At 42.8% G+C, this 23785-nt stretch carries 20 protein-coding genes; 2 read left to right on the forward strand and 18 right to left on the reverse strand.

Features of this window, described 5'->3' with window-relative positions; genetic code table 11:
• Positions 1-12: 12 nt before the first annotated feature.
• The 17 genes from KJS58_RS02205 to KJS58_RS02285 form a co-directional block, all read right to left on the reverse strand.
• On the reverse strand, positions 13-1413 hold the full coding sequence (locus tag KJS58_RS02205; protein ID WP_283771235.1) for a UDP-N-acetylmuramoyl-tripeptide--D-alanyl-D-alanine ligase: 1401 nt from the start codon (positions 1411-1413) through the stop codon (positions 13-15).
• Positions 1413-2900, reverse strand: a complete 1488-nt coding sequence (locus KJS58_RS02210; RefSeq protein ID WP_213530026.1) for a UDP-N-acetylmuramoyl-L-alanyl-D-glutamate--2,6-diaminopimelate ligase — start codon at positions 2898-2900, stop codon at positions 1413-1415. The genes KJS58_RS02205 and KJS58_RS02210 overlap by 1 nt, the downstream gene beginning before the upstream one ends.
• Positions 2901-2992: 92 nt before the next feature.
• Positions 2993-4975 (reverse strand): stage V sporulation protein D, encoded by a 1983-nt coding sequence (locus KJS58_RS02215; RefSeq protein ID WP_213530027.1) that lies wholly within the window; start codon positions 4973-4975, stop codon positions 2993-2995.
• 87 nt (positions 4976-5062) lie between these two features.
• A complete protein-coding gene (locus tag KJS58_RS02220) occupies positions 5063-7375 on the reverse strand; it encodes a penicillin-binding transpeptidase domain-containing protein (protein WP_213530029.1) in 2313 nt (770 codons plus the stop codon).
• A gap of 38 nt (positions 7376-7413) precedes the next feature.
• The gene (locus KJS58_RS02225; RefSeq protein WP_213530031.1) at positions 7414-7812 is read right to left on the reverse strand and encodes a hypothetical protein; all 399 of its coding nucleotides are present in this window, start codon (positions 7810-7812) and stop codon (positions 7414-7416) included.
• Between the two features lie 27 nt (positions 7813-7839).
• Positions 7840-8790 (reverse strand): 16S rRNA (cytosine(1402)-N(4))-methyltransferase RsmH, encoded by a 951-nt coding sequence (gene rsmH / locus KJS58_RS02230; protein ID WP_213530033.1) that lies wholly within the window; start codon positions 8788-8790, stop codon positions 7840-7842.
• 94 nt (positions 8791-8884) lie between these two features.
• Positions 8885-9322 (reverse strand): division/cell wall cluster transcriptional repressor MraZ, encoded by a 438-nt coding sequence (mraZ, locus tag KJS58_RS02235; protein WP_191798884.1) that lies wholly within the window; start codon positions 9320-9322, stop codon positions 8885-8887.
• Positions 9323-9530: 208 nt separating this feature from the next.
• Positions 9531-10796 carry an adenosylhomocysteinase gene (locus tag KJS58_RS02240; RefSeq protein WP_213530036.1) on the reverse strand — a complete coding sequence of 422 codons (1266 nt, stop codon included), beginning with the start codon at positions 10794-10796 and terminating at the stop codon, positions 9531-9533.
• A gap of 14 nt (positions 10797-10810) precedes the next feature.
• Positions 10811-12445: a bacillithiol biosynthesis cysteine-adding enzyme BshC gene (gene bshC / locus KJS58_RS02245; protein WP_213530038.1), complete on the reverse strand. Its 1635-nt coding sequence runs from the start codon at positions 12443-12445 to the stop codon at positions 10811-10813.
• A gap of 193 nt (positions 12446-12638) precedes the next feature.
• On the reverse strand, positions 12639-13580 hold the full coding sequence (locus KJS58_RS02250) for an ABC transporter ATP-binding protein (RefSeq protein ID WP_283771230.1): 942 nt from the start codon (positions 13578-13580) through the stop codon (positions 12639-12641).
• On the reverse strand, positions 13577-14572 hold the full coding sequence (locus tag KJS58_RS02255; RefSeq protein WP_191798881.1) for an ABC transporter ATP-binding protein: 996 nt from the start codon (positions 14570-14572) through the stop codon (positions 13577-13579). Before KJS58_RS02255 ends, KJS58_RS02250 begins: the two co-directional genes overlap by 4 nt.
• Positions 14573-14584: 12 nt before the next feature.
• A complete protein-coding gene (locus tag KJS58_RS02260; RefSeq protein WP_213530040.1) occupies positions 14585-15535 on the reverse strand; it encodes an ABC transporter permease in 951 nt (316 codons plus the stop codon).
• A 3-nt stretch (positions 15536-15538) separates the two neighbouring features.
• Positions 15539-16471: an ABC transporter permease gene (locus KJS58_RS02265; RefSeq protein WP_213530042.1), complete on the reverse strand. Its 933-nt coding sequence runs from the start codon at positions 16469-16471 to the stop codon at positions 15539-15541.
• A gap of 189 nt (positions 16472-16660) precedes the next feature.
• Positions 16661-18328, reverse strand: a complete 1668-nt coding sequence (locus KJS58_RS02270; protein ID WP_213530044.1) for a peptide ABC transporter substrate-binding protein — start codon at positions 18326-18328, stop codon at positions 16661-16663.
• A gap of 148 nt (positions 18329-18476) precedes the next feature.
• A complete protein-coding gene (locus KJS58_RS02275) occupies positions 18477-18863 on the reverse strand; it encodes a DUF3397 domain-containing protein (protein WP_374705771.1) in 387 nt (128 codons plus the stop codon).
• A 3-nt stretch (positions 18864-18866) separates the two neighbouring features.
• Positions 18867-19814 carry a ketopantoate reductase family protein gene (locus tag KJS58_RS02280; RefSeq protein ID WP_249716867.1) on the reverse strand — a complete coding sequence of 316 codons (948 nt, stop codon included), beginning with the start codon at positions 19812-19814 and terminating at the stop codon, positions 18867-18869.
• 126 nt (positions 19815-19940) lie between these two features.
• A complete protein-coding gene (locus KJS58_RS02285; RefSeq protein ID WP_213530048.1) occupies positions 19941-20588 on the reverse strand; it encodes an RsfA family transcriptional regulator in 648 nt (215 codons plus the stop codon).
• 277 nt (positions 20589-20865) lie between these two features.
• On the opposite strand from KJS58_RS02285, the gene KJS58_RS02290 reads away from it, so the two are divergent.
• Together KJS58_RS02290 and KJS58_RS02295 are read left to right on the forward strand one after the other, a co-directional pair.
• Positions 20866-21102: a DUF2626 family protein gene (locus KJS58_RS02290; RefSeq protein ID WP_213530050.1), complete on the forward strand. Its 237-nt coding sequence runs from the start codon at positions 20866-20868 to the stop codon at positions 21100-21102.
• Positions 21103-21212: 110 nt separating this feature from the next.
• Positions 21213-22301, forward strand: a complete 1089-nt coding sequence (locus tag KJS58_RS02295) for a hypothetical protein (RefSeq protein ID WP_213530052.1) — start codon at positions 21213-21215, stop codon at positions 22299-22301.
• Between the two features lie 24 nt (positions 22302-22325).
• Here KJS58_RS02295 and KJS58_RS02300 read toward each other — a convergent pair whose 3' ends face one another.
• The gene (locus KJS58_RS02300; RefSeq protein ID WP_213530054.1) at positions 22326-23594 is read right to left on the reverse strand and encodes an extracellular solute-binding protein; all 1269 of its coding nucleotides are present in this window, start codon (positions 23592-23594) and stop codon (positions 22326-22328) included.
• Positions 23595-23785 lie beyond the last annotated feature (191 nt).

A 23785-nucleotide genomic window follows, 5' to 3' on the forward strand; every position in this document is an offset into this window, starting at 1 on the left:
CTCTAGTTAACTTCAGATCTGTAATGGTTCCGTAATTAAGGCATTCGCCACATCTTCCAGCTTCATTCCCCGGGATGCTTTTACAAGCACTACATCCTTAGAACTCATTCTGTCCTTAAGGTGGGAAATTAAAGCATCCTTATCTTCAAAAGCGAACACTGCTTCCGCAGGCATGTGTTGCCGTGCGCCTTTGGCAATGTAAGAAGACAAGGGACCATATGTGAAAACCAGATCGAGCTTATCAGGTGTCAAATATTGTCCAATCTCTTCATGAAGTTCTTCCTGCCTTGGTCCAAGCTCAAGCATATCGCCAAGTACTGCCGCTTTGCGAGAATACCCAGAAAGGCCAGCAAGAGCATCAATCGCAGCTTTCATCGCTGTAGGACTCGCATTATAAGCATCATTAAGTACCGTAATCCCACTCGTACCTTTTAGGACCTCAATACGCATCCCCGTTAGTTTTATCTCGGATAGACCTTTTTTCATATTTTCGTAGGACACGCCGTAATGTCTTGCAACAGCAAGCGCAGCGAGTGCATTCACCACGTTATGAGCACCAATCAGAGGAATAGATAATGCTTCTTCCCCGGATCGAACCGAAGTAAATACCATTCCTTCAGGGTGATTCATCATTCCCGTAGGGAAATCATCATTTGTCGCATTCATACCAAAAGTAAACCGTTTAAATTCCATTGGTTTTTTGGTCGCAGGTTCTGCAAGAACACGATCTGCTAAAGGATCATCACCGTTATATATCAGAAGTCCGCCATTTTTGAGTCCTGCCATAATTTCCAGCTTAGCCCGAGCAATTTCTTCTCTTGAACCCAGCTGCAATAGATGCGCTTCTCCAATATTCGTAATAACAGCAACATCTGGACAAGCAATTTGCGTTAGACGTTCAATTTCCTGACGCCCGCTCATCCCCATTTCCAAAATTGCAATTTCCGCATCTTCCGGCATACTTAAAATCGTTAAAGGCAGACCAATATGGTTGTTAAAGTTCCCTTGTGTCTTATGTACCTTAAAGGTAGTAGATAAAAGGGAGTACACCATATCTTTCGTTGTTGTTTTACCATTGCTGCCCGTAATCGCAACTACAGAAGCACCGCTCTCTTTGAGATAGGCAGCCGCAATCTCCTGAAGTGCCGTTAGCGTGTCATCAACGAGGATGACGGCACCTTCAGGTGCATCTCCATGGTCTCTTTGCCACAGTGTCCCTGCAGCTCCCGAAGCCAGGCAGCTAGAAGCATATTCATGCCCATCAAAATGCTCCCCTGTCAGCGGAACAAATAATTGTCCCGCTGATGGTTTGCGTGAGTCCGTGTATACTCCTTCAATGAGCGTTTCACGGTCACTTTCTCTTACAAGGGTGCCGCTGCACATATGTGCTATTTGTTCTAACGTTCTTTTTATCACTTTGTTATTCCCCTTATCGCTTCTTTCGCCACGAGCCGATCGTCAAAATCTGTTTTCACAGTTCCAATAATCTGGTAAGTCTCGTGACCTTTGCCCGCTATCAATACTACATCGCCTGGGCTTGCCAGTTCAATAGCACGTTTAATAGCTGACTTACGGTCAACAATCAACTCATATTTTTCGGATGGAACCCCATCTGCTATCAATCCCTGCTTGATATCTTCAAGAATGGCATCCGGGTTTTCTGTCCGAGGATTATCAGAAGTAACAAACACTCTGTCACTGTATTTAGCAGCGATTTGACCCATGATTGGACGTTTTGTGCGATCACGATCTCCACCGCATCCAAAGACACAGAATACTTCTTTTTCAGCAAATTCGTTAACTGTACGCAGTACATTCTCAAGTCCATCCGGTGTATGAGCATAGTCTACGATCACGGCGAATGGCTGACCTTCGTTCACCGCTTCTACCCTGCCATCCACACCTGGAATGGCTTCAAGGCTACGCTTGATCGAATTAAGCTCAATCCCTTCAAGCAGAGCTGCTGTAATCGCTGCGAGCGCGTTATACACATTAAACTTACCTACCATACGAAGCTCTACATCCACACTTCCTTTAAAGGAATCTACGTGGAAGGAAGTCCCTCGTGCTGTAATTTTAATATTAGAAGCCCGCACGTCAGCATTCGCATCGATTCCATATGTAATCACTTCAGCTGAAGTAGAATCCGCAAAATAAACCGATGCTGCATCATCTGCATTAAGAACCGCATACTTACGTTTATGAAGGCCATCGTCAAATCCATTGCCCAGTCTAGCAAAAAGCAAGGATTTCGCACCTCGGTACTCTTCCATCGTGTGATGATAATCCAGGTGATCCTGAGTGAGGTTTGTAAACACCGCAGTCCGGAATTCAGTTCCTTTTACGCGTCCTTGCTGCAACGCATGAGAAGAAACTTCCATGACGCAATTTTTCACGCCTGCTTCTACCATATGATAAAGACTGCGCTGCAAATCAAGAGCTTCTGGTGTTGTTCCTGACATCGGGAACGTTTGACCGGCATAACGCATTTGAATCGTTCCAATAAGGCCAGTCTCTGATTCCGCATCATTCAATATTTGTTCAATCAGATAAGTTGTCGTTGTTTTTCCATTTGTACCTGTAACGCCGATCATATTCAGCTTCTGACTCGGGTGACCAAAAAAACAATCCGAGAATACAGCCATTGCAAATCGACAGCTGCTTACGATGAGTTGAGGTACATCGAGTTCAAGTTTACGCTCCACGACAAGTGCAACTGCACCGAGGCTTACTGCTTTGTCAGCATAATCATGACCATCTACGGTATGACCAGGCAGACATATAAACATATCCCCTTCTTGAACTTGTCTTGAATCAGTTTGAATTCCTTTGATTTCTGTGTTTCCATTGCCGGAGAGTTCACATACTGCCAGCAGGGAAGCAAATTGTTTTAACTGCACATGTATTCCTTCTTTCCATGAAATAAGACGTCATCCTTACCTATTGTATCCGTTACTTGCCAGTATGGTCCATAGATAGATGAGTAAAAACCTTAAGGCTCTTCTTTTTCATTTTCCGCCTTTGTTTTCTCTTCGCTCTGATGCGCATCTTCCGGTTCACTGCCCATGTAGATTCGAATGGTCGAACCGCGTTCCACCCGTGCTCCTGGCTTTGGAGCTTGGCTCACTACTGTTTTTCCAGACCCGGATTTCGACAGCATGAAGTTCATATTAAGATCCTCATAGAGGTCCTGTACTGTCGCTCCCGTAAGATCAGGAACAGTAACGATCGGTGTTTCGCCATATTTGTATTCCTTAGCGATCTGATCACTCCGAGGCGGTACCTGTAAATAATGAAGCGAATCTTCTAGAATGTTCTGTACAATCGGCGCGGCAACAACGCCGCCAAATTGAATTCCTTTCGGGTTATCAACGGCCGTATATACAACAATCTGCGGATCATCCGCTGGAGCAAAGCCGATAAAGGAAACAATATGTTCCGTCGACGAATACCTTCCATTAATTACCTTCTGCGCCGTACCCGTCTTTCCGCCTACTCGGTATCCATCGATAAATGCCGGGCGGCCTGTTCCTTTCGCGACTACACTTTCGAGAGCTTCTCGTACCTTCTTCGATGTTTCTTCAGATATGACTTGCCTTACGACTTCAGGCTTGGTCTCTTCTACTATTTTACCTGTCACCGGATCAACCCAGGACTTGGCTACAAATGGTTTGTACAGTTTCCCGCCGTTAATGGCGGCAGAGACGGCCGTAATCTGCTGGATAGGAGTAACAGATACCCCTTGACCAAAAGCAGTCGTAGCAAGCTCTACAGGTCCTACCTGCGAGAGTTTGAATAAAATTCCAGAGGCTTCTCCACTAAGGTCAATGCCTGTTTTGGAGCCGAAACCGAAGTTTTTAATATACTTGAAAAGCGACTCTTTGCCAAGTTTTTGACCTAGAGCAACAAATCCTGGATTGCAGGAGTTTTCCACAACCTGTAAGAAGGTCTGGCTGCCATGGCCGCCTTTCTTCCAGCACCGAAGTCTAGCTCCGCCGACTTCAACAAATCCTGGATCGAAAAACCGATCATTTTTAAGATCCACTTTCTTTTCTTCCAGAGCAGCAGCCAGCGTAATAATCTTGAAGGTAGAACCCGGTTCATACGTCATCCATACTGGTAAGTTTCGGTTATATATATCAGCATCATATTCCTGATATTTACCCGGCTCATAACCAGGACGACTAGCCATCCCCAGCACTTCACCTGTCTTCGGGTTCATCGCAATGGCAAGAGCCGAATTTGCTTGGAATTTGACCATTGCTTGATCCAGTTCACGTTCAATAATAGACTGGATCGGCTGGTCAATCGTAAGTTTGAGGTTCAGTCCATCTTGAGGAGCTTGATAAGTCTCGCTTGATCCCGGCATTAATCTGCCTGCGGCATCAGAGAGATAGGCAATACCTCCCCCAATTCCGTTCAGATTGTCATCATACGTTTTTTCAACACCGGTCAATCCCTGATTATCAATTCCGGTAAACCCAAGAATATGACCTGCAAGATCCCCAAAAGGATAATAACGTTTATTATCTTCAGCTACAACAATGCCCGGAAGCTCTAAATCACGAATCTGCTGTGCTTTCTCCATCGTAATTTTGCGGCCCCCGGGCTTGATCTGAACTATTCTTTCTTTCTTCGAGATAATACCCAACACTTTTTCCTTCGTCATACCTAGTAAGGGTGCTAAAGCCGTAGCAGTCTGCTCCTTGTCCTTAATCTGTACAGGAATAGCCATTACGGATGGCGTTGTAATGTTGTAAGCAAGAGAAATCCCGTTCCGATCAAGGATTTGTCCTCTTTTTGCTGTGTACGGAATTTCTCTTCGCCACAAATTCTCCGCTTCCTCCGATAATTCTGGCCCTTTGACAAATTGTACATAAGCTAAACGTACGACCAGTGCTGTAAATAAAATAAGAAGTATCAGCATGCACCATAGTAAACGGCGACGAAGCATCACGCTGGACACTTTGGCCATATTCATCTCCCCCCGACTTGTCTCCTTCATTCACAATATCATTCATCATTATGAATATTCAGGACAATCAGAGAATAGAACAAGCCTTTAGTTATCGCCGCGTTCTTCGGCTGTAGTGCCTTCCAGTTCATTAATATCAGCAATTTCGGTTACTGTTTTTTCGGCAGATTCTTCATTTTCAGTACTGGCTTCGGTTTTATTTACATCCTCTGCCTCTTCAGAAGAAAGCACATCTTCTCCTGTTTCTCCAGTAACGGTTTCTTTGGCCGATTTTAGCGTAAGGACAACCGTCCGTTGTTCGCCGGACACTTCTACCTTTTGTTCAGATACGAAACCTTCACCTTCGACTTTCACTCCTACTTTGATCAGAGTCAGTACTTCCAGGGCATCCCGCAGGGATTCTCCGGTCAGATCCGGTACTTCCATCGTATCGCTGTCTTCTGTTAATAAATACACTCGTTGCCCAGGTTGCAAAGCAGTACCCGACTCTGGATATTGCTTAACGACTTCGCTTCCCTTACCAAGAGTTTCATAAGCAATCCCTTGATCAAGAAGCTGTGATCTTGCTTCTTTGCCCGATTTCCCAACCAAATCTGGTGCTTTTTTGCTCACCACTTTTGATTTATCGGTGTCATCTTTAGATGCTGTTTCTTTTGGTACACCCAGATACGTAAGGGACTTTGACATGATCTCCTTAAATACAGGAGCTGCCGCTGTACCTCCCCCTACCGAAGGGTCATTCGGTTGATCAATTACGATGATCATCGCTATCTTAGGATTATCTGCAGGTGCGAAACCGATAAAAGACACAACTGCCTTCGTATGATCATAGTCACCATTTACAATTTTGATTGCTGTCCCTGTCTTACCTGCCACACGATATCCATCAATATACGCAAACCGCCCAGAACCTTTTTCCTGATCAGCAACCACCTGTTCAAGATAGCCGCTGACCGTTTTTGAAGTGGATTCAGAAATAGCTTGTCTCACAACCTCAGGCTCTATCTTTTCAACTTCACCCGTATTTGGATCTGTTATCTCTTTGACCAGATGCGGAACCATTAATTTACCACCATTGGCAATAGCAGAAACGGCTGCTACCTGCTGAAGCGGGGTAACTTGTACAAGCCCGTGACCATAAGAGGCCGCAGCAATCTCTGAAGCGAAATGCAACTCACGGATCGGAGAAGCAGATTCATTAGGTAAGTCAATGCCTGTTTTTACACCAAATCCAAACTTATCAATATAGCTGCGCAGCTTTTCTCCGCCAAGCATCTTATATCCGAGATTAACAAACGCGACGTTGCTTGAACGTTTTACTCCGTCGAGATATGTTATCGTCCCCCAATTACGGCTTACGTCACTAATCGTGAAACCTCCCACCGTAACACTACCGGATTCATAGGTTGCATTTGGGTTGAATAATTTTTCCTCTACCGCTCCTGCCAGCGTAACAATCTTAAAAGTTGATCCAGGCTCGTATATGGACTGTATGGCATGATTATAAAAGTCCTTCGGTTCGGATTCCCAGTACGTGTTTGGATTATAATTTGGCATATTTGCCATTCCTAAGATTTCCATTGTGTTTGGATCAGCTGCGATTACGGTCATACTGATCGGATTATACTGATCCACCGCTTTTTTCATGGCTTCTTCTATATAGAACTGGATCGTATCATCAATCGTTAGAGTTAAATTTTTACCATTAACGGCAGGGGTATATTCAACCGTTGAATTATTGATCTCCACCCCTTTCCTGTCAGCCTGATAGACCATTTTTCCATCTTGTCCTTTTAACTTCTCATCATAATAGAGCTCGAGGCCATAGACGGGGTCATCTTCTTTATTCAGGTAGCCGAGGACATGGGACGCCAGATTATTTTCAGGATAAAACCGTTTGGATTCTTCCGTCAGAATAATCGCATCTTTGGCTCCATACTCTTTGTCCAATTTTTCTCTAAATTCTTCGACTTGGTCCTTGAGTTCTTGGCTAATCTTGTACCCTTCGCTTCGAACTTCCCGATGAACACGTAACTCACCTTCATCTGTTGTTGAAGTTACATCCTTTCGCAGACCAGCCTCATCTTTGCCAAGCAAATTATGAAGACCTTTAACAACCTCATCTTCAATCTCTTTTTCAGCGATGAGTTTTGGATTCACTGCCACCGTATAAGCAGGGGCATCTTTAGCAAGAATATCTCCATTACGATCGGTAATCGTTCCCCGCTTGGCAGAGATCGTCTTCGTACGATCGATAAGTTCCAAAGCATGCTTTTTCCATGTATCCGCATCAACTACTTGAATCCAAAATACTTTCCCAATAAGTACAAGAAAAAAGAGGGTGATGATCCCTCCAATAAGTAACGTGCGAAGTTTTATTCTTTTTCCTGTGTTCCCCATCATCAAACCTCACATTCACTCGTCAGTATTGTCCTTCCTTACGGAGTGCCGGTCGTTACTGACGTTCTTTGAACTCGGATTGCCTCTTGATCGGCAGATGGCTCAATGTAACCCAGCTCCCGCGCTTTCGCAACAATATCGCTTTCCAATTTTTCTTTCTGAACTTCAATTACAGCCATTTCTTTGTTAGACTTTTCAATACTCTGGTTTGCCGTGTGCATCTGCTTGTTCAGATCGTAAATATTTGCATATCTGCCCACCAAAACACTCGCAATTGCTATACATACGATTACAGTCATCAGATACAGGAATTTCTCTCTTGGAGGCAGACCTGTTCTCCGCGTAACGACTTTCGTCGTCTCCTTATAGCGATTAGGCTTTAGCTGTTCAGCATTTGCTCTCTCTTTCATTGCCAGATTGCCACGTGTATAGGCCATAGTCGACTCTCCTTACGTTTCAATAGGTTACAGTTTCTCCGCTACACGCAGCTTTGCTGAACGCGCTCTGGGGTTTTGCGACAGTTCTGCTTCTGTGGGTACCATTGGCTTACGATTTACGAGTCGCAGCGTTCCTTTACCCCCGCAGACACATAACGGGAAGTCAGTTGGGCATGTGCATTTTTCTAAATAACTGCTAAAAATCTGTTTGCATATCCTGTCTTCCAAGGAATGAAACGTAATAACAGATACTCTGCCTCCAGGCTTAAGACAACGCACAGCCTGATGTAAAGCTTCCTCAAATGCACCGAGCTCATCATTCACGGCAATTCGAAGTGCTTGAAAGCTTCGTTTGGCAGGATGACCGCCCGTTCTCCGGGCAGCCGCCGGAATACCTTCTTTTATGATATCGACCAATTCGCCTGTAGTTTCAATAGGTGCAGACTTTCTTTTTTCAACTATTACCCGCGCAATGCGTCTTGAAAACTTTTCTTCGCCATAAACATACAAAATTCGAGCAATTTCTTCTTCGCTCCACTCATTAATGATGTCTTTTGCCGTCAAAAGAGCGGATTGATCCATCCTCATATCAAGTGGTGCGTCGTGGTTATAACTGAATCCGCGTTCTCCTTCATCAAACTGGGGTGACGACACACCTAGGTCGTACAAAATACCGTCCACTTGTGGTATCCCGTCTTGCATAGGCACGTCCTGCGCAGTCAGCACTTCGGTCAAATCCCGAAAGTTAGTCTTTACGAGCGTGATGTTCGTATCAAACTCCGATAGTTTACTCTTGGCATGATCAAGCGCCCAATCGTCCTGGTCAAGGGCAATGAGTCTTCCCTGTGGTCCCAGTTTTGAAGCGATAACCGAGCTATGACCCGCACCGCCGAGCGTGCAGTCCACGTAAATCCCGTCCTGTTTGATGTTAAGTCCTTCGGTTGCTTCTTCTTTAAGTACGGTAATGTGGTGAAACACTTGCTTGTCCTCCAGACATTGTTTTGATTTACAGATTTGCTATTTCCTATCTGCACAGTTATGTGATTTCTTGTTGATTTCCTTACTGCCATCGTTAAAATTCAAAATTGAAATCGACCAGCTTTTCGGCAATATCATTAAACGTTTCTTCAGATTGGCTGTAGTATTGTTCCCAAATGCCTTTGCTCCAGATCTCCACCCGATTCGAAACACCAAGAACCACACATTCCTTGTCCATCTTGGCGTAATCCCGCAAATTGGGCGGTAAATTTACCCTGCCCTGTTTGTCGAGTTCGCATTCTGTTGCTCCTGAGAAAAAAAAGCGTGTAAATGCACGTGCATCGGATTTCATCAGCGGAAGAGCTTTAAGTTTCTGTTCCATGATCACCCATTCTTCCATCGGGTACACAAACAGACACTGGTCTAAGCCTCGAGTGATCACAAAGCTAGGTCCAAGAGGTTCGCGGAATTTAGCCGGAATAATGATTCGGCCTTTATCGTCAATGCTATGTTGGAACTCCCCCATAAACATTGTCCACCACTCCTCACCCTAAACTCTCCACTTTGCTCCACTTTCCACCACTTAAGCATAATAGATTCGCCTGTAAAAATCAAAACCCTTCTAGCTTGCTATGAAACTTTTTGGAAAACCTGTAAAGAGACTACCTTGACGCACAAAAAAAGTGATGTGTTCCGCCTTATTCAGGCTTTCACATCACTCTTTTCTACCTCAAAAATAATTATGCATTCCAGCTATCGAGATAAGCTTTTTGTTTCTCAGTCAGTGTATCAAGGGTAATACCTAGACTATCCAGTTTGTACCTTGCTACTTTCTCATCAATCTCATAAGGGACTTTAATGACAGAACGATCAAGCGTTTCATAATTTTCTCTTACATAACGAAGTCCGAGTGCTTGCAGCGCAAATGTAGTATCCATAATTTCTGCCGGATGCCCATCTGCTGCTGCCAGGTTAACCAGACGTCCTTCAGCAAGAAGATACATTTTTCTGCCATCTGCAAAGCGGTATTCTTCGATATTTTTACGAACGGTACGGATGGAAACGGCACGTTTAGCAAGTTCAGGTTTGTTCACTTCCACATCAAAGTGACCTGCATTCGCCAAAACCGCTCCGTCTTTCATCACATCATAGTGTTCACCTGTGATGACATCCTTGTTACCCGTAACGGTAATAAAGAAGTTCCCCCGTTTTGCTGCTTCGATCATCGGCATAACTTGGAATCCATCCATATGAGCCTCAACCGCTTTAATCGGGTCTACTTCGGTTACAATCACATTCGCTCCGAGCCCTTTAGCACGCATTGCCACACCTTTACCGCACCAACCATAACCCACAACAACCACTGTACTGCCCGCTACGACAAGATTCGTTGTCCGAATAATGCCATCAAATGCAGATTGTCCTGTGCCATAACGGTTGTCGAAAAGATATTTACAGTATGCGTCATTAACCGCGACCATCGGAAGTTTCAGCACTCCCTCTTTTTCGAGGGCTTTTAACTTAATAATCCCTGTTGTCGTTTCTTCTGCTCCGCCTCGAATGGTTTCAAGCAGCTCAGGTCTCTCCGAATGAAGAATCGTAACCAGATCCCCGCCATCATCAATGATGAAATCAGGTTTTGTTTCCAGCGCATTAATAATCAACTGCTTATATTCAGCAGGGTCAGGATTGTATTTAGCAAATACCGTGATCCCATCCTCAACGAGGGCTGCACATACATCATCTTGTGTGGATAGCGGGTTACTTCCTGTAATGGTTACATTCGCCCCACCCGCTTGAATGACTTTCGCAAGATAAGCTGTTTTTGCTTCAAGATGAAGACAAATCGTAATATTCAGGCCTTTAAAAGGCAAATCTGCCTCAAACTCTTTGCGCACCCGGTTAAGAACCGGCATGTGAGCTTCTACCCAATCAATTTTGAGATGTCCTTCTGGAGCAAGCCCCATATCTGCAACAATACTATTTCTCAGTGCTTCCGTAGTCATCCTTGTTCCTCCATTTATATATACAGAATATGATGATGGCCGCTAAGATCAGCAGGAATATTCATGAGATCCGTAAGCCAGCGTGTACCATAGCGATTTAAATAACCGTATACGTTATAGACTCTCTCTTGTGGACGTTTCATTGGGAATAAGGTCAGGTCTAGTGTATCCCATTGTTTCACTGAAGCATCATGCCTCTGTGCGATAGCCTGTTTTGTTTTCAGCTGCATATAGGAAATCTGTTCTTCAATCTTACTGCTGTTTGTAACGCCAAGTCGACCAAGCCCCGGCTCAATCTGATTTAGCTGCTCAAGTACGGGAGCATACAGTTTATGGAATGAAGTTTTCAACAATTCAAATTGTTCATTCATGTTAAATTCATCTAGAGTGCTGAGCCAAGTGTCCTTTTTATCATTAAATGCATACTGAATATCATGGAAACTTAAATCATATTTATCCATTAATTTTTGAATATGCTGATCCAAGATTGTAAAAGACATCCTTGGCTGCAAAATCGGCATTCTGAGCCCAAAACGGTGAAAAGCTTCTTTGGTCAAAGCCCAGTAAGCAATCTCTGCATGACCCAGAACGGTAGATAACACAGGGAACAGAGAATCCTGCATCAGCGGCCGTGTCAGAACATTATTGCTAAAACGTTCCGGATGTTGTCTTAGTATATCAATGAGTTCCGTTTTGGTAAAAGAAACGTATCCTCTACGATCGATAAACTTCCCGTTTTCTTTATGTAGCAGCAACCGAGAACCTTCATGGATATAAAATAAATTAGCACAGTCTGCAGTTACCTCAGCCTGCATACCAAACCCACTGGTTACGACATGCCCTGCCGATTCATGATAACATCGTTCCAGAGAATCGTTGTCTTCAATCATCCGCTCAAAAATAGGAACTTCAAGTGCACGCAGCTCGGGATCTGCCGAATCCAGCAATACAAGTCCATAAGAACCAAACAATTGACCCATCAATTTAGCGAATACATCACTAAGACTTAGGTTATCATCTTGAACCGCTGCCTTGATATCAGAAATGAGACCAGGTTTAAACTCAGTATCTGGAAGCAGTTCTTCCAGCTTATGTATCGCTTCAAGCCAGTTATCCCGATCTACGCTGACTTCACTGACAGATGCTCTTCCATCATACCGACCCGGCATTCTTACCTTCGTAATATTTAGATCAGCTGTCATCATGTAAGTATGATCGACTTCATCCCAGTCATGATCTTCACCTGCAATCCAGAAGACAGGAATGACAGGGCGATTTAGCTTCATTTCAGCTTCTCTTGCAGCCTTAATGATCGTTGCGGCCTTATAAATAACAAGTAATGAGCCCGTAAAGAGTCCGCTTTGTTGTCCACCCGAAATTACAAGTGCATTCGGCTGTGCCAAACGCGCAATAGATTCCATTACTGCGGGATGTGAATTTAGTCTTCTATTATATGAACGCAAAAAACGTACGATATCTTGGCGATCCACCCGTGTATCTTCGGTTCGATCCAGCCATTCAGCACGCGCTGCGTAGCTTCCCGCATCACGAAAATCATATTCGTACAAATGATGTATGGCCTCATCGTAACGTAAATAATGTTCCGCGAGTGGTGATCCACTACGAAGCGCCTCAGGAATTACATTCATGAGGTCAACCTCCTATTCATTTAAAACCTTATTCGATTGTACCGAATGCTTAAGTTCCCGTCAAAGTAATAATCAGAACGATACTTCAGTTATAGATGAAGTATTCCTTCTCAAAGAGCAGCACATTCAGCTTTTCCACTTCAATGGAAAGAAGCCGCCGATGATCTCATCGATGGCTTCTTCTTACATTACATTAAGCGTATGGTTCAGCTACAAAATGGCCTTTTGATACTTCAATAAGTTTAGCGTTATCGAGGTTGTATGCACTTTTTGCACCCTGGCCCTCTTTACCGTTACTAATTGGACCCGCATCATCTTCTGGCATAATGATACGTTTTTTGTTTGCTTCAATATCTGGATCCGGAATCGGAATCGCAGATAACAACATTTTGGTATATGGATGAATTGGATTGGCATAAAGCTCATCGCTCTCCGCTAGTTCTACCATTTTACCCATATACATAACAGCAACCCGGTCACTGATATGCTTAACCATAGAAAGGTCATGGGCAATAAAGAGATAAGTCAAACCAAGACGATCCTGAAGTTCTTTGAGCAAGTTAACCACCTGAGCCTGAATCGATACATCCAGTGCAGAGATAGGCTCATCACAAATAATGAACTTTGGATTTACAGCCAGTGCACGAGCGATACCGATCCGCTGACGCTGACCACCAGAGAATTCATGAGGATAACGGTTGGCATGATCCGCGTTCAGACCAACCAGATCAAGCAATTCCTCAATCCGTTTCTTACGTTCCTTGCTGCTGCCTGCCATATTGTGAATATCAAGCGCTTCTCCAACAATGTCAGCAACGGTAAATCTCGGATTGAGTGATGCGTAAGGATCTTGGAAAATCATCTGCATGTCTCGGCGCATGGCTTTCATTTTGTTCGGAGGTAATTTGTAAATATCCGTTCCGTTAAATCTTACACTTCCTGCAGTTGGCTCATACAAACGAAGAATGGTACGGCCAGCTGTTGATTTACCACAGCCAGACTCCCCTACCATGCCCAGAGTCTCTCCTTCACGAATGTAAAAGTTCAGGTTATCTACCGCTTTAAGCGTGCGATTATTTCCTACATTAAAATACTTCTTCAGACCTTCTACTTCAATCAAGTTGTTACTCATCATGAGGAATGTACCTCCTTCGCCATAGGATGATGTTCCCAGCAACGAGCCGAGTGCGTATCACTGAATACAGTAGCCGCTGGGTCCACTTTTTGACAGATGCTCATTGCACTATCGCAGCGCGCTGCGAACGGGCAGCCAACCGGAGGTTTGATCAGATCCGGCGGAGTCCCCACGATAGGAATAAGAGGCTCATCCTTTTTCTGATCCAAACGAGGCATGGAGCGCATGAGCCCTCTTGTATATGGATGCTGCGGATTTTTAAAGATTTCATATTTGGTTCCCGTTTCTACCACTTCACCTGCATACATAACGATAACACGGTCCGCAATCCCGGCTACAACACCAAGGTCATGCGTGATCAAAATGATCGATGTACCCAGCTTATCCTGCATATCTTTCATAACATCCATAATTTGGGCTTGAATCGTTACATCAAGAGCCGTAGTCGGTTCATCTGCAATAAGAAGAGCTGGTTTACAGGCAAGGGCGATGGCAATCATCGCTCGTTGACGCATACCGCCAGAGAACTCATGCGGGTACTGATTAAATCTCGCTTCCGCATTCTTGATTCCTACCATCTTCAGCATCGCGATGGCTTCTTTTTTCGCTTTTTCTTTGGACATCTTTTGATGCTTAATCAAAACTTCAGTAATCTGATGTCCAATTTTTATCGTTGGATTCAGTGAAGTCATTGGATCTTGGAAGATCATTCCGATATCTTTGCCGCGGATTGCTTCCATTTGTCTATTTGTCTTCTTGAGCAAATTCTGCCCTTGAAAGATAATTTCACCTTTATTAATGATAGATGGTGGAGACGGAATCAAACGCATAATGGTTTGAGCTGTTACACTTTTACCACTACCTGATTCACCTACGATCGCAACTGTCTCCCCTTTGCCAATCTCGAAGTTCATACCGCGAACAGCTTTCACCTCTCCGTCTCTTACTTTAAAAGAAACGTTAAGATCTTTAACCTGTAACAACGAATCCATTACATCCACCTCCTATTTTTTCAGTTTTGGATCAAGTGCATCACGAAGACCATCACCAAACAAGTTAAACGCAAGCATAATCAAACTGATAAGACCTGCTGGGAACAACATCCGCCAAGGATAGTACATCCATCCTGTCAGTGCATTCTCAATCATTGAACCAAGAGAAGCCCTAGGAGCTTGTACACCAAGTCCCAAGAAACTTAGGAACGCTTCACTAAAGATGGCACTTGGTACAGAAAGCGTAAGCGTGACAATAATAGGACCTACTGCGTTTGGCAATAAGTGTTTAAAAATAAGTCTAGAAGAATTGGCACCCATCGATTTAGAAGCCAGAACGAACTCTCGATTCTTCAGCTGCATAATCTCACCGCGCACGATCCAGGACATATTAATCCAGCCTGTGATACATAAAGCTAATATAATCGTACCTATACTTGGTTCAAATACGACAAGTAGTAGAATCGTTACTAGCAGGTAAGGGATCGAATATAAGATTTCAGAGAATTTGTTCATGAGTTCTCCGACACGTCCGCCGTAGAATCCCATGATACCGCCGTAGATTACACCGATTGCAAGGTCAATAAATGCTGCTGCAAAACCAATAAGCAGTGAAATCCGCGCACCAGACCAGGTACGAACCCACATGTCGCGTCCGAGATCATCCGTTCCAAACCAAAATTCAGAAGATGGCGGTTGGTTGGTTTTCATAAGATCTTGTGTATCGTATTCATACCCCGAAAACATCGGAGCTAAGATAGCCATAATTATAATGGTAATGAGGACGACTAGGCTGCCCATGGCAAGCTTGTTCTTCAGAAGGCGTTCCCAAGCATCTCGCATGGCAGAGACACTTTGTCTTTGGATAACTTCTGCCTGCTTCTCGTCTACCCCGATCTTTCTAAAATCTTCGGGTGTAAGCTGCAAGTTGTTTGGATCGATATGAGATTGATTTGCAGACATTACCTAGCCCTCCTTCCCGTTGGATAATTTGATACGCGGATCAATGATGACATAAGCGATATCTGTAATAAAGCGTGCTACCATCAAGATGAGTCCGTAGAAAATCGTAATTCCCATAATCATCGTATAGTCACGAGTTGTAATACTTTCAACGAATACTTTACCGATACCGCCGATCCCGAATATACGTTCAATGACAACGGATCCTGTAATAATATTGGCCGTCATCGGACCCACATAAGTTACGACCGGAAGGATCGCGTTACGAATAATATGTTTAAACATAATCGTAATACTGTTAAGACCTTTCGCCTTCGCCGTCTTCACATAATCTGCATGAAGGACTTCGAGCATACTCGAACGCGTCAACCTTGCAATAAAAGCAATCGGCTGAGCAGATAATGCGGCTACTGGAAGAACGTAGTCAAGCGGTCCGTTAAGTCCCATTACCTTGAACCAGCCAAACTCTTGAGCTAGATAAAATTGCAGTAGAGATGCAAGCACGAAACTCGGCACCGCTATACCCAGTACGGCTAATATCATCGCTACATTATCAATAATCTTGCGATGATTCATAGCTGCAATCATTCCTAGCAAAACACCAACAATGACAGCAACTACGATCGCAACGGCTCCAAGTTTAAGAGAAACAGCAAATGTGTCGCCAATGATACCGCCTACATCTTGATTAAGTCTTTTCATTGAAATACCAAAGTCACCTGTGGCAATATCACCAAGATACTTTGTATATTGTTGGAAAACCGGCTTATCCAGCCCATATTGCTCCATCAGTCTAGCTTCAATCTCAGGTGATACATTTTTTTCCCCCATGAATGGGTTACCCGGAATCGCCTTCATTAAGAAAAACGTTGCGGAGATGAGGATAAATAATGATATCAGCATAAAGACAAGCCTATTGATCACGTATCTTACCATGACCTTGAACACCTCCCGCATAGAATTAACAGATGTGAATCACAAGTAAATCAGCATAATAATAGTAAGTTCATTTTCGTTATATGCAAAAAATTACTTAATTCTGGAAATTGGTAGAACAAATAAAAAATCGGGATATATAAGGGGTTACCCACATATATATCCCGAAATAACTATACTGTTAGATGATTACTTGTTCTCAAGATAAGCTCTGGTGAAATCAATCGCTCCGCTAAAGTCAAGGCTCACACCTTTAAGATTAGGTTTAGTGAGTGACACATTCGTATAATAGTACACCGGTGCAATAACCATATCATCTTGAATCAAGATTTTCTCAGCTTGTGCGAAGTACTCATTACGTTTAGCTAGATCTTTTTCCTCTGCCGCTTTCTCAATCAAAGCATCATATTCAGGATTCGCATAACCAGAATCATTATTACCGTTACCTGTTGTCCAAATATCCATGAATGTCATTGGATCATTATAGTCAGCAGACCAACCTGCACGTGCAATTTGATAGTTAAGATTGTTACGAGTTTCTAGGAATACGCCCCACTCTTGGTTTTGTGTAGCTACTTCCACACCAAGAACGGTTTTCCACATATTCGCAGCAGCTACCGCCAATTTTTGGTGAGCTTCACTCGAGTTATAGATCAAAGTAATCTTAGGAAGAGTAGTGTATCCTTCTTCTTTCATACCTTCTTCTAGCAATTTCTTCGCTTCATCTGCATTCTCTTGGAAGTACTCTGCATCTTTTACTTCCTCACGGAATTGTGCTGATTCACCTTTAATACCTGGTGGAACAAAACCGTATGCAGGAATTTGTCCGCCAAGGGTTACATTATCAACAATGGATTGACGAGTAAGCGCCATTGTAAATGCTTTACGGATTTTCGCGTTTTGGAACGGCTCAGCCGTTGTATTAAACATATAATAGTAAGTACTTGCAATACCAGTAGAATGGAATTCCTCTGGCAATTCTTTACTTACGCCTGGAATTTGATCAGTAGGGATTTCGCCGTTAGGAGCTCCAGCATAATCAAGTTCTCCGCTTCTATAAGAGGAAAGCTCAGTTGCACCGCTAGGTGTCAAAGACATATCGATTTTTGAAAGTTTGATATTATCTTTATCCCAATATTGTTCGTTCTTCGTTACCTCAATTTTTTGTCCCGTTGTCCACTGGGTGAGCGTGAATGCACCGTTAGTGATCATCGAATCTTTGTTAGTTGCCCATTTATCATTACCTTCTACCGATTGGTGAACCGGATAGTAAGTATAGAATGAAGTCAGACCCAAGAAATAAGGAGTCGGATTTTTAAGAGTAACTTTCAAAGTATGCTCGTCCACAGCTTCAATGCCGACTTTGGAGAAATCTGTTAATTCGCCAGTATTGTATTCCTCTGCACCGCTAATGTAGTAAAGTTGATAGGAATACGGAGGCGCTGGAGAGGTTGCAGGATCAAGTACGCGTTTCCAAGCAAACACAAAATCATTTGCTGTAACTGCGTCGCCATTGCTCCATTTAGCATCTTCACGAAGTTTGAACTCATAGATCAGTCCATCTTCGGAAATTTCCCAACTTTCAGCTACACCTGCAATTTCGTTGCCTTCAGAATCCATACGAACAAGGCCTTCATACATCGTTTTCAAAACGGTGTTCGTCTGGCTGTCTTGCGCAAGAGCAGGGTCAAAAGTTGGTGGTTCAGCGCTCAAGTTAATTTTCAAAACCTGTTCTGTTGGTGTGGAAGAACCATCACCTTGACTGCTATCATTGCTATTATCTGAACCGCACGCTGCAAGTACGGTACCAAATGCAAGAACAAGCGTCAAAAGGACTAGCAAACTTTTCCTCTTCATCTAGCATTTCCCCCTAAAAATGTGGTATATGTTTATAGATTATACAACCAGTGGTCAAAAAAAGCCATATAACTTTTTCTTCTTCTACATATTTTTTCAAAATTCGACTCTTTCGACACAAAACGCACACAATCTATGTCATATTTTCTTACATCAAAGCTATTATGTAACTGAATAATCCAAAGGCCATAAGTACTAAGTAACTAAACCCCATCAAGACAAATGCCATGCGCCAAACGACCCTGAACATACGCTTATAATCAATCTTTCCTTTTAATCTAGTTTGGGCACTTCCGATCAGACCGAGAGCAATAAGTAACAAGATTAAAATCAAATAGAATCCAAACCCTGAGTCAAATGTATTATTAAATAGAGCAGCAACCGCAGCAATAAGAAAGATCGTCGTTACATCCATTGCGGTAAGAAGGGCAACTTTCTTTTGCTTCTTATAATAAAGGACGAGGAAATACACAATGAGAAACGGAAAAAAAGGGAGCATGCTCAGCACGCTCAGGAAAGATTCGATTGTATCCAAATTTTACACTTCCTCCTCTATTAACATCCCTTGAACTATTTTATATACAAGCTCATGTCCAGGAGCAGCCACCCCTGCCTCCTTTGCCATATCGATAATACTACCGTTAATTGCATCAATCTCTGTTGCTTTCCCATTCATGACATCTGTACACATCGAAGACCGATTACTTGCGGTGGAACGGCACACTTGAATCACTTGTTCCCATAAGTCCGCATCATAAGGAATAGACAGCGCATCATACACACGAGTTGCTTCAACATACAATTGTTTCATCGTCTGCAATCGATAGGAACTATGTAATAACTCACCATTTGTAATTCTCCAAATTGAAGTAAGCGGATTGATAATCGCGTTGATCATCAGTTTTCGGTAAACCAGCTTATCGATTTCATTCGACGATTTTGTAGTAAATCCTGCTTTGAGCAACGCTTCTGTAAAATACAACATCACATTTACTGCTTCCGTTTGCTCTTCTTCGCAAGACTCTAGGAGAGTTTCTCCATAACCTGCTCGAATCACTTCATACTTGCTTGTTCTTTTCGCCCCTTCTGTAGTTACCGCGGCAAACACATAGGCTTTAGGCAAGGCCGAAGCGATTTTGCGAGTATGCCCTGTTCCATTTTGAAAACAATAAATGGGTATATCCACATCGACGCTCCTCAGCACCTCAATCACATCATTAATTGCTCCTTGTTTTGTCATGATCATCAATAGATTTCCCGGCTGCCTCTGCCATATCTCTTCAAAGCGGTTTATAACATAGATCTGTAGATATGAGACTTGCACTTTTGATACATGCCCCTTGGGGTCCGTAATGTGAATCCCATTCTTCACGAGTTCACCCGCTTGTTCCTCTGTTCGCACCCATAAACGGACCGATTCACCAGATGCCGCAAGCTGGCCTCCATATAGTAGTCCCAGTGCCCCAGCACCAATTACATCAATCATCAAAACAGATTCCACTCCCATTACAATTGATTTATCTATTATGATAACAGAAGGATAAGATGACAAAAACCCGTCTACCGCATAATAGCGATAATACGGGTCTTAGATACTGGCTTAATCTGTGTATTAATCAATACGTTCGAGATTGCCGTTCGCATCCATTTTAAACCTAGATTTCACTTCTTCCTCTTCTTCTGACAGAAATGCTAGTCTTCTTGCCCGGTCCATAATCTGGATCAGCGCCTTGTAATCATCGTTCACTACACGATAGTCAGTCTGTACCTCGTTCACTTGTTTAAACAATCGTTCATTCTCAAACTTCAAATCGTTTAACTCTTCTTCTTTTTCACGAAGCTCTTTCTCCAAGAGTTTTAAATGTCTAGCATTTTCGTGAACCATTCCTTTCCATTGTCTCAGGAACCGGATTACGGCATCAATAGATAACGTTTCTTCTGAAAACGCTTCTGAGCGATATACCATTTCTTCCGTATCTGTTACAGAAAGGGCTGCAACCTGCGGCTGTACTGCAGATTGTCTTTTTGAATAACTTCTTTTTTGACGCTGAGCCTTTGCGATTCCGATGGCTTCATCATATTTTTTGCGTACAAAACTATTCCAGCGAAAACCACAAGCAGCAGAAGTCCTTCCAATCTTATCCCCTACTTCTTCAAAAGCAGCCAGCTGAGTACTTCCTTCACGAATATGACGAAGCGTCACATCAGCCAGAATCAAATCATCTTCTGCACTCCAAGCATCTTGTCTCACAGCAGTCATGCTATAAACCTCCTAACTTGCATCCATTATCACAACCTCACTCCGGCATAGTAAGCCAGAGTGTAAGCCGGTTATAAAAGCAGCTTTAATCATTCTTATGCCCTTCATAGAGTTCATAGAATCTATTTCATATTAAAATGTATTCCCAATTTTGAGCATTGTCATACCCGAAAAGATTTCGCTTTCAAACCCGATTTTTATTTACAGCTTTTTCCTTAAAGGCTATAATGTTACTTAGTATACATTTGATCGAATTATCAGAAAGGGGGTTGCTATCGTGGCGCGCATGTTTCGTGTGCTTGGTTTTTTCACTCTAACGATTGGACTTATGGCTTTTGCCGCAAATATGCTAGAAATGGCCTTTCTTTTCTTCTTTCAAACCGTCTTCTTTGTTGTACTTGGCTATTTGAAATTCACCGAGAGAACGTACATCCTTTTATTCTGGGCTTACATGATTGTTAGTTTTTCCGGCTTCAGTTATTGGACTGTATTTGTAATGGGCAATCCTCTATAAAGAACATAATAAAGAACGGTTTGGCTGTTACTGCCAAACCGTTCTTTATTTATTCTCTTTTTCATATTATGTTTTAACAAGGTACAAGCTTGCGTTAGGAGGAGAATCAATTGCGACACCGGTTACACGCTAAGATCGTATGGCTTACTATTTGCTTTCTTCTTATGGCGAACTTTGGCTCTTATGTCCACGCAGAACTTTCTATAGAAGAAGATAACCTAAATATACTCCAGAACAGTCTCTCGATCGTCGAGATTGATCATGAAATTAGACGCATCCTAGATAAGCAAGAAGAACTTCAGCAAAAGCAGCGACTACTTGAAACAGAACTCAAACAACACAAAGAGGAAATGGTCAGTCACGAAGAGCGAGCAGGTTCGATCGTTAGATCCTATTATATGGGTGAGCGTAATCAGCTCCTCCAGATTCTTTTGAATTCAGATTCTTTTCGTTCACTCCAGATTGTAGCTGGTTATTATGAGATGATTATATTGGGTGATCAGGAAACCCTGCGTGCCTATCATAAAAAATACAATGAATTAACGACTGTCTCTGCGGAACTGGATCAAAGTGCAACTGAACTTGAGCAGATAAAACAAAACCTGATCAATCAAAGAGAACGAGTAATGGCCCTTGAAGAAGAAGTGGAAAAAGGACTCTCTTCGAGTGATCAAAGAGACCTCATGGAGAAGTTGATTGTAGAACTGACTTCCTATTGGAATAACGTTGGAGTTCATGAAGTTCATCAATATTTTAATGCGCTGGCTGTGGCGATGGAGAATCTCCCATCCTACGTGCAAAAAGAACCTGGCATTCTCTCTATGAATCGCGGCACTTATACCATTTCAATTACCGAAGCGCAGCTAAATGATTTTTTAAGATCAGAGAATGAAATTTTCCAGGATTTTTCGTTTGAGTTTAGCGACGATTACATTATTGCTTCTGGAAAACGTGACGACCTTGAACTCGCGGTTTATGGTCATTACTCTGTAATTGATGAACCAGAGAACGGTATTCTTTTTCACGTTGATAAGCTCATCTTTAACCAGTTTGAACTCCCTGATACGACACGTACGATGCTTGAGCAAGAATTCGACCTTGGATTTTACCCTCAGAAATTAATGTCCTTCATTAAGGCGACCGGTGTATCAACCAGAGAACAAACACTAGAAGTCACGATGGAACTTTCACTCAAATAGGGCTATTCACAACTCAAGAAATTCCTATCTTGAATCTGTCATTAGTAGACCCAGTTGTACATCATATTCTTCTAAAGAGAGCTGCCCATGTATAAATTGTTCAATCGTTTCCGCTGCTGTCCAAGACTTTTCAGGATCAGATAACACATGATTTTCATCCTGAAGTAATGATTCTTCCATACTTTCTTCTAAAGCTTGCAGCGGGATCGCATTGGTTATATCAAACAGATCGGGATCTGTATACAGAGTGGAATATACTGGAAGCTTACCTGAGAGAGCAAACCAATTTTTTGCTGACTTTGGCGATGTAAGTTTCGTAAGAAACTCTACTGTCGCTTCTTTTTGCGTTGATTTAGGAGAGATAATAAAACTACGTCCTTTTACAGCAAGGGACTGAGACTTCACATCATTATTAATGTAGGAAGAAAGTTCTTCTCTATGAACAGGAATGAGCTCTGATAGAGTAATGATCCCTGCTTGAAAGTCTGCACTGACGGACTTGAGATTGTACCGCTCTGTCTTAATATAAGAAAATAGAGGCTGTATAGCTTGAATCTGCTGTAATGCATCCTCTTCTTGTTCGTCATTTAACTCAAACACGTGTGAGACATCTGAATAAATCCCCAGGAAAGTAAGCCAAGAAGCATAGGCCACAGGATCTTCTCCATTGAAATAAAAAGGCTTATTCAGCCTTTCTCCCCACCCCGTAAAACGAGATACCCACTCATCCCGTGTACTAGTCGATTGCAGCGGCTCTTTACTCGTTTCTTCGTTCCGATACTCAGCATACACATAGGGATCTAAATCCATGGGAATAGACCACAGGTACCCGTTCCACTCTCCTGCTCGAAGCACAGAATCAAAAGAATCACCAGCAGCTATATTTCCATCTCCGCCCGTCATCGGACGAGCATATCCTTTTTTGGCGTACCATTTTATATACCGGTTATCAATAAGTAAAGTATCCGGACTTTCCCCCATCATGAACGTTTCCTTAAACGCTGAATAAAAATCAGCTGTTTCTATATTTGTTATCGTAATTTCCATGCCGATCTCTTTCGCTGTATTCATAGCAAAACTCTGAAATATTTCGTATTCTTCATCGTCCATCGATACCAGAACAGATAAAGGATTATTTTTATGCGTAGTCTCCGGAGCAGGAACTGAGAATATATCTGTCACGTCGTCTCTCTCTTCTTTTGTTTGATCTTGAACGAGATCAAGACTCGGTGAAAGTATGGTTAGGGACAATAACAATACAACAAACAGAATCCAATGATTTCTCCGTTTCAAGGCTCTTGCTCCTTCCGCAAAAACAAAGCTTCCATTTACCAACTATTGTAACAAATAATTGGGTCTGCTGTCCTACTTCCTTTGAGTTTTTGTTCCTCATTCTTCTTTTTTTCATACAAAAAGAACCGGTTCTTTATGCCGGTTCTCCGATTTTAAATAATAGACCCTTTTCCCGGGAAATAAATAGGCCA

The organism is Paenibacillus sp. J45TS6, assembly GCF_018403285.1.
Taxonomy (GTDB): domain Bacteria; phylum Bacillota; class Bacilli; order Paenibacillales; family Paenibacillaceae; genus Paenibacillus.

Bases quoted from the DNA above. Each gene is read 5' to 3' on its own strand.
- KJS58_RS02215 (WP_213530027.1), bottom strand. From the start codon at position 4,975: ATGGCCAAAGTGTCCAGCGTGATGCTTCGTCGCCGTTTACTATGGTGC.
- KJS58_RS02220 (WP_213530029.1), bottom strand. From the start codon at position 7,375: ATGGGGAACACAGGAAAAAGAATAAAACTTCGCACGTTACTTATTGGA.
- KJS58_RS02225 (WP_213530031.1), bottom strand. From the start codon at position 7,812: ATGGCCTATACACGTGGCAATCTGGCAATGAAAGAGAGAGCAAATGCT.
- mraZ (WP_191798884.1), bottom strand. From the start codon at position 9,322: ATGTTTATGGGGGAGTTCCAACATAGCATTGACGATAAAGGCCGAATC.
- KJS58_RS02240 (WP_213530036.1), bottom strand. From the start codon at position 10,796: ATGACTACGGAAGCACTGAGAAATAGTATTGTTGCAGATATGGGGCTT.
- bshC (WP_213530038.1), bottom strand. From the start codon at position 12,445: ATGAATGTAATTCCTGAGGCGCTTCGTAGTGGATCACCACTCGCGGAA.
- KJS58_RS02250 (WP_283771230.1), bottom strand. From the start codon at position 13,580: ATGATGAGTAACAACTTGATTGAAGTAGAAGGTCTGAAGAAGTATTTT.
- KJS58_RS02255 (WP_191798881.1), bottom strand. From the start codon at position 14,572: ATGGATTCGTTGTTACAGGTTAAAGATCTTAACGTTTCTTTTAAAGTA.
- KJS58_RS02260 (WP_213530040.1), bottom strand. From the start codon at position 15,535: ATGTCTGCAAATCAATCTCATATCGATCCAAACAACTTGCAGCTTACA.
- KJS58_RS02265 (WP_213530042.1), bottom strand. From the start codon at position 16,471: ATGGTAAGATACGTGATCAATAGGCTTGTCTTTATGCTGATATCATTA.
- KJS58_RS02270 (WP_213530044.1), bottom strand. From the start codon at position 18,328: ATGAAGAGGAAAAGTTTGCTAGTCCTTTTGACGCTTGTTCTTGCATTT.
- KJS58_RS02280 (WP_249716867.1), bottom strand. From the start codon at position 19,814: ATGATTGATGTAATTGGTGCTGGGGCACTGGGACTACTATATGGAGGC.
- KJS58_RS02285 (WP_213530048.1), bottom strand. From the start codon at position 20,588: ATGACTGCTGTGAGACAAGATGCTTGGAGTGCAGAAGATGATTTGATT.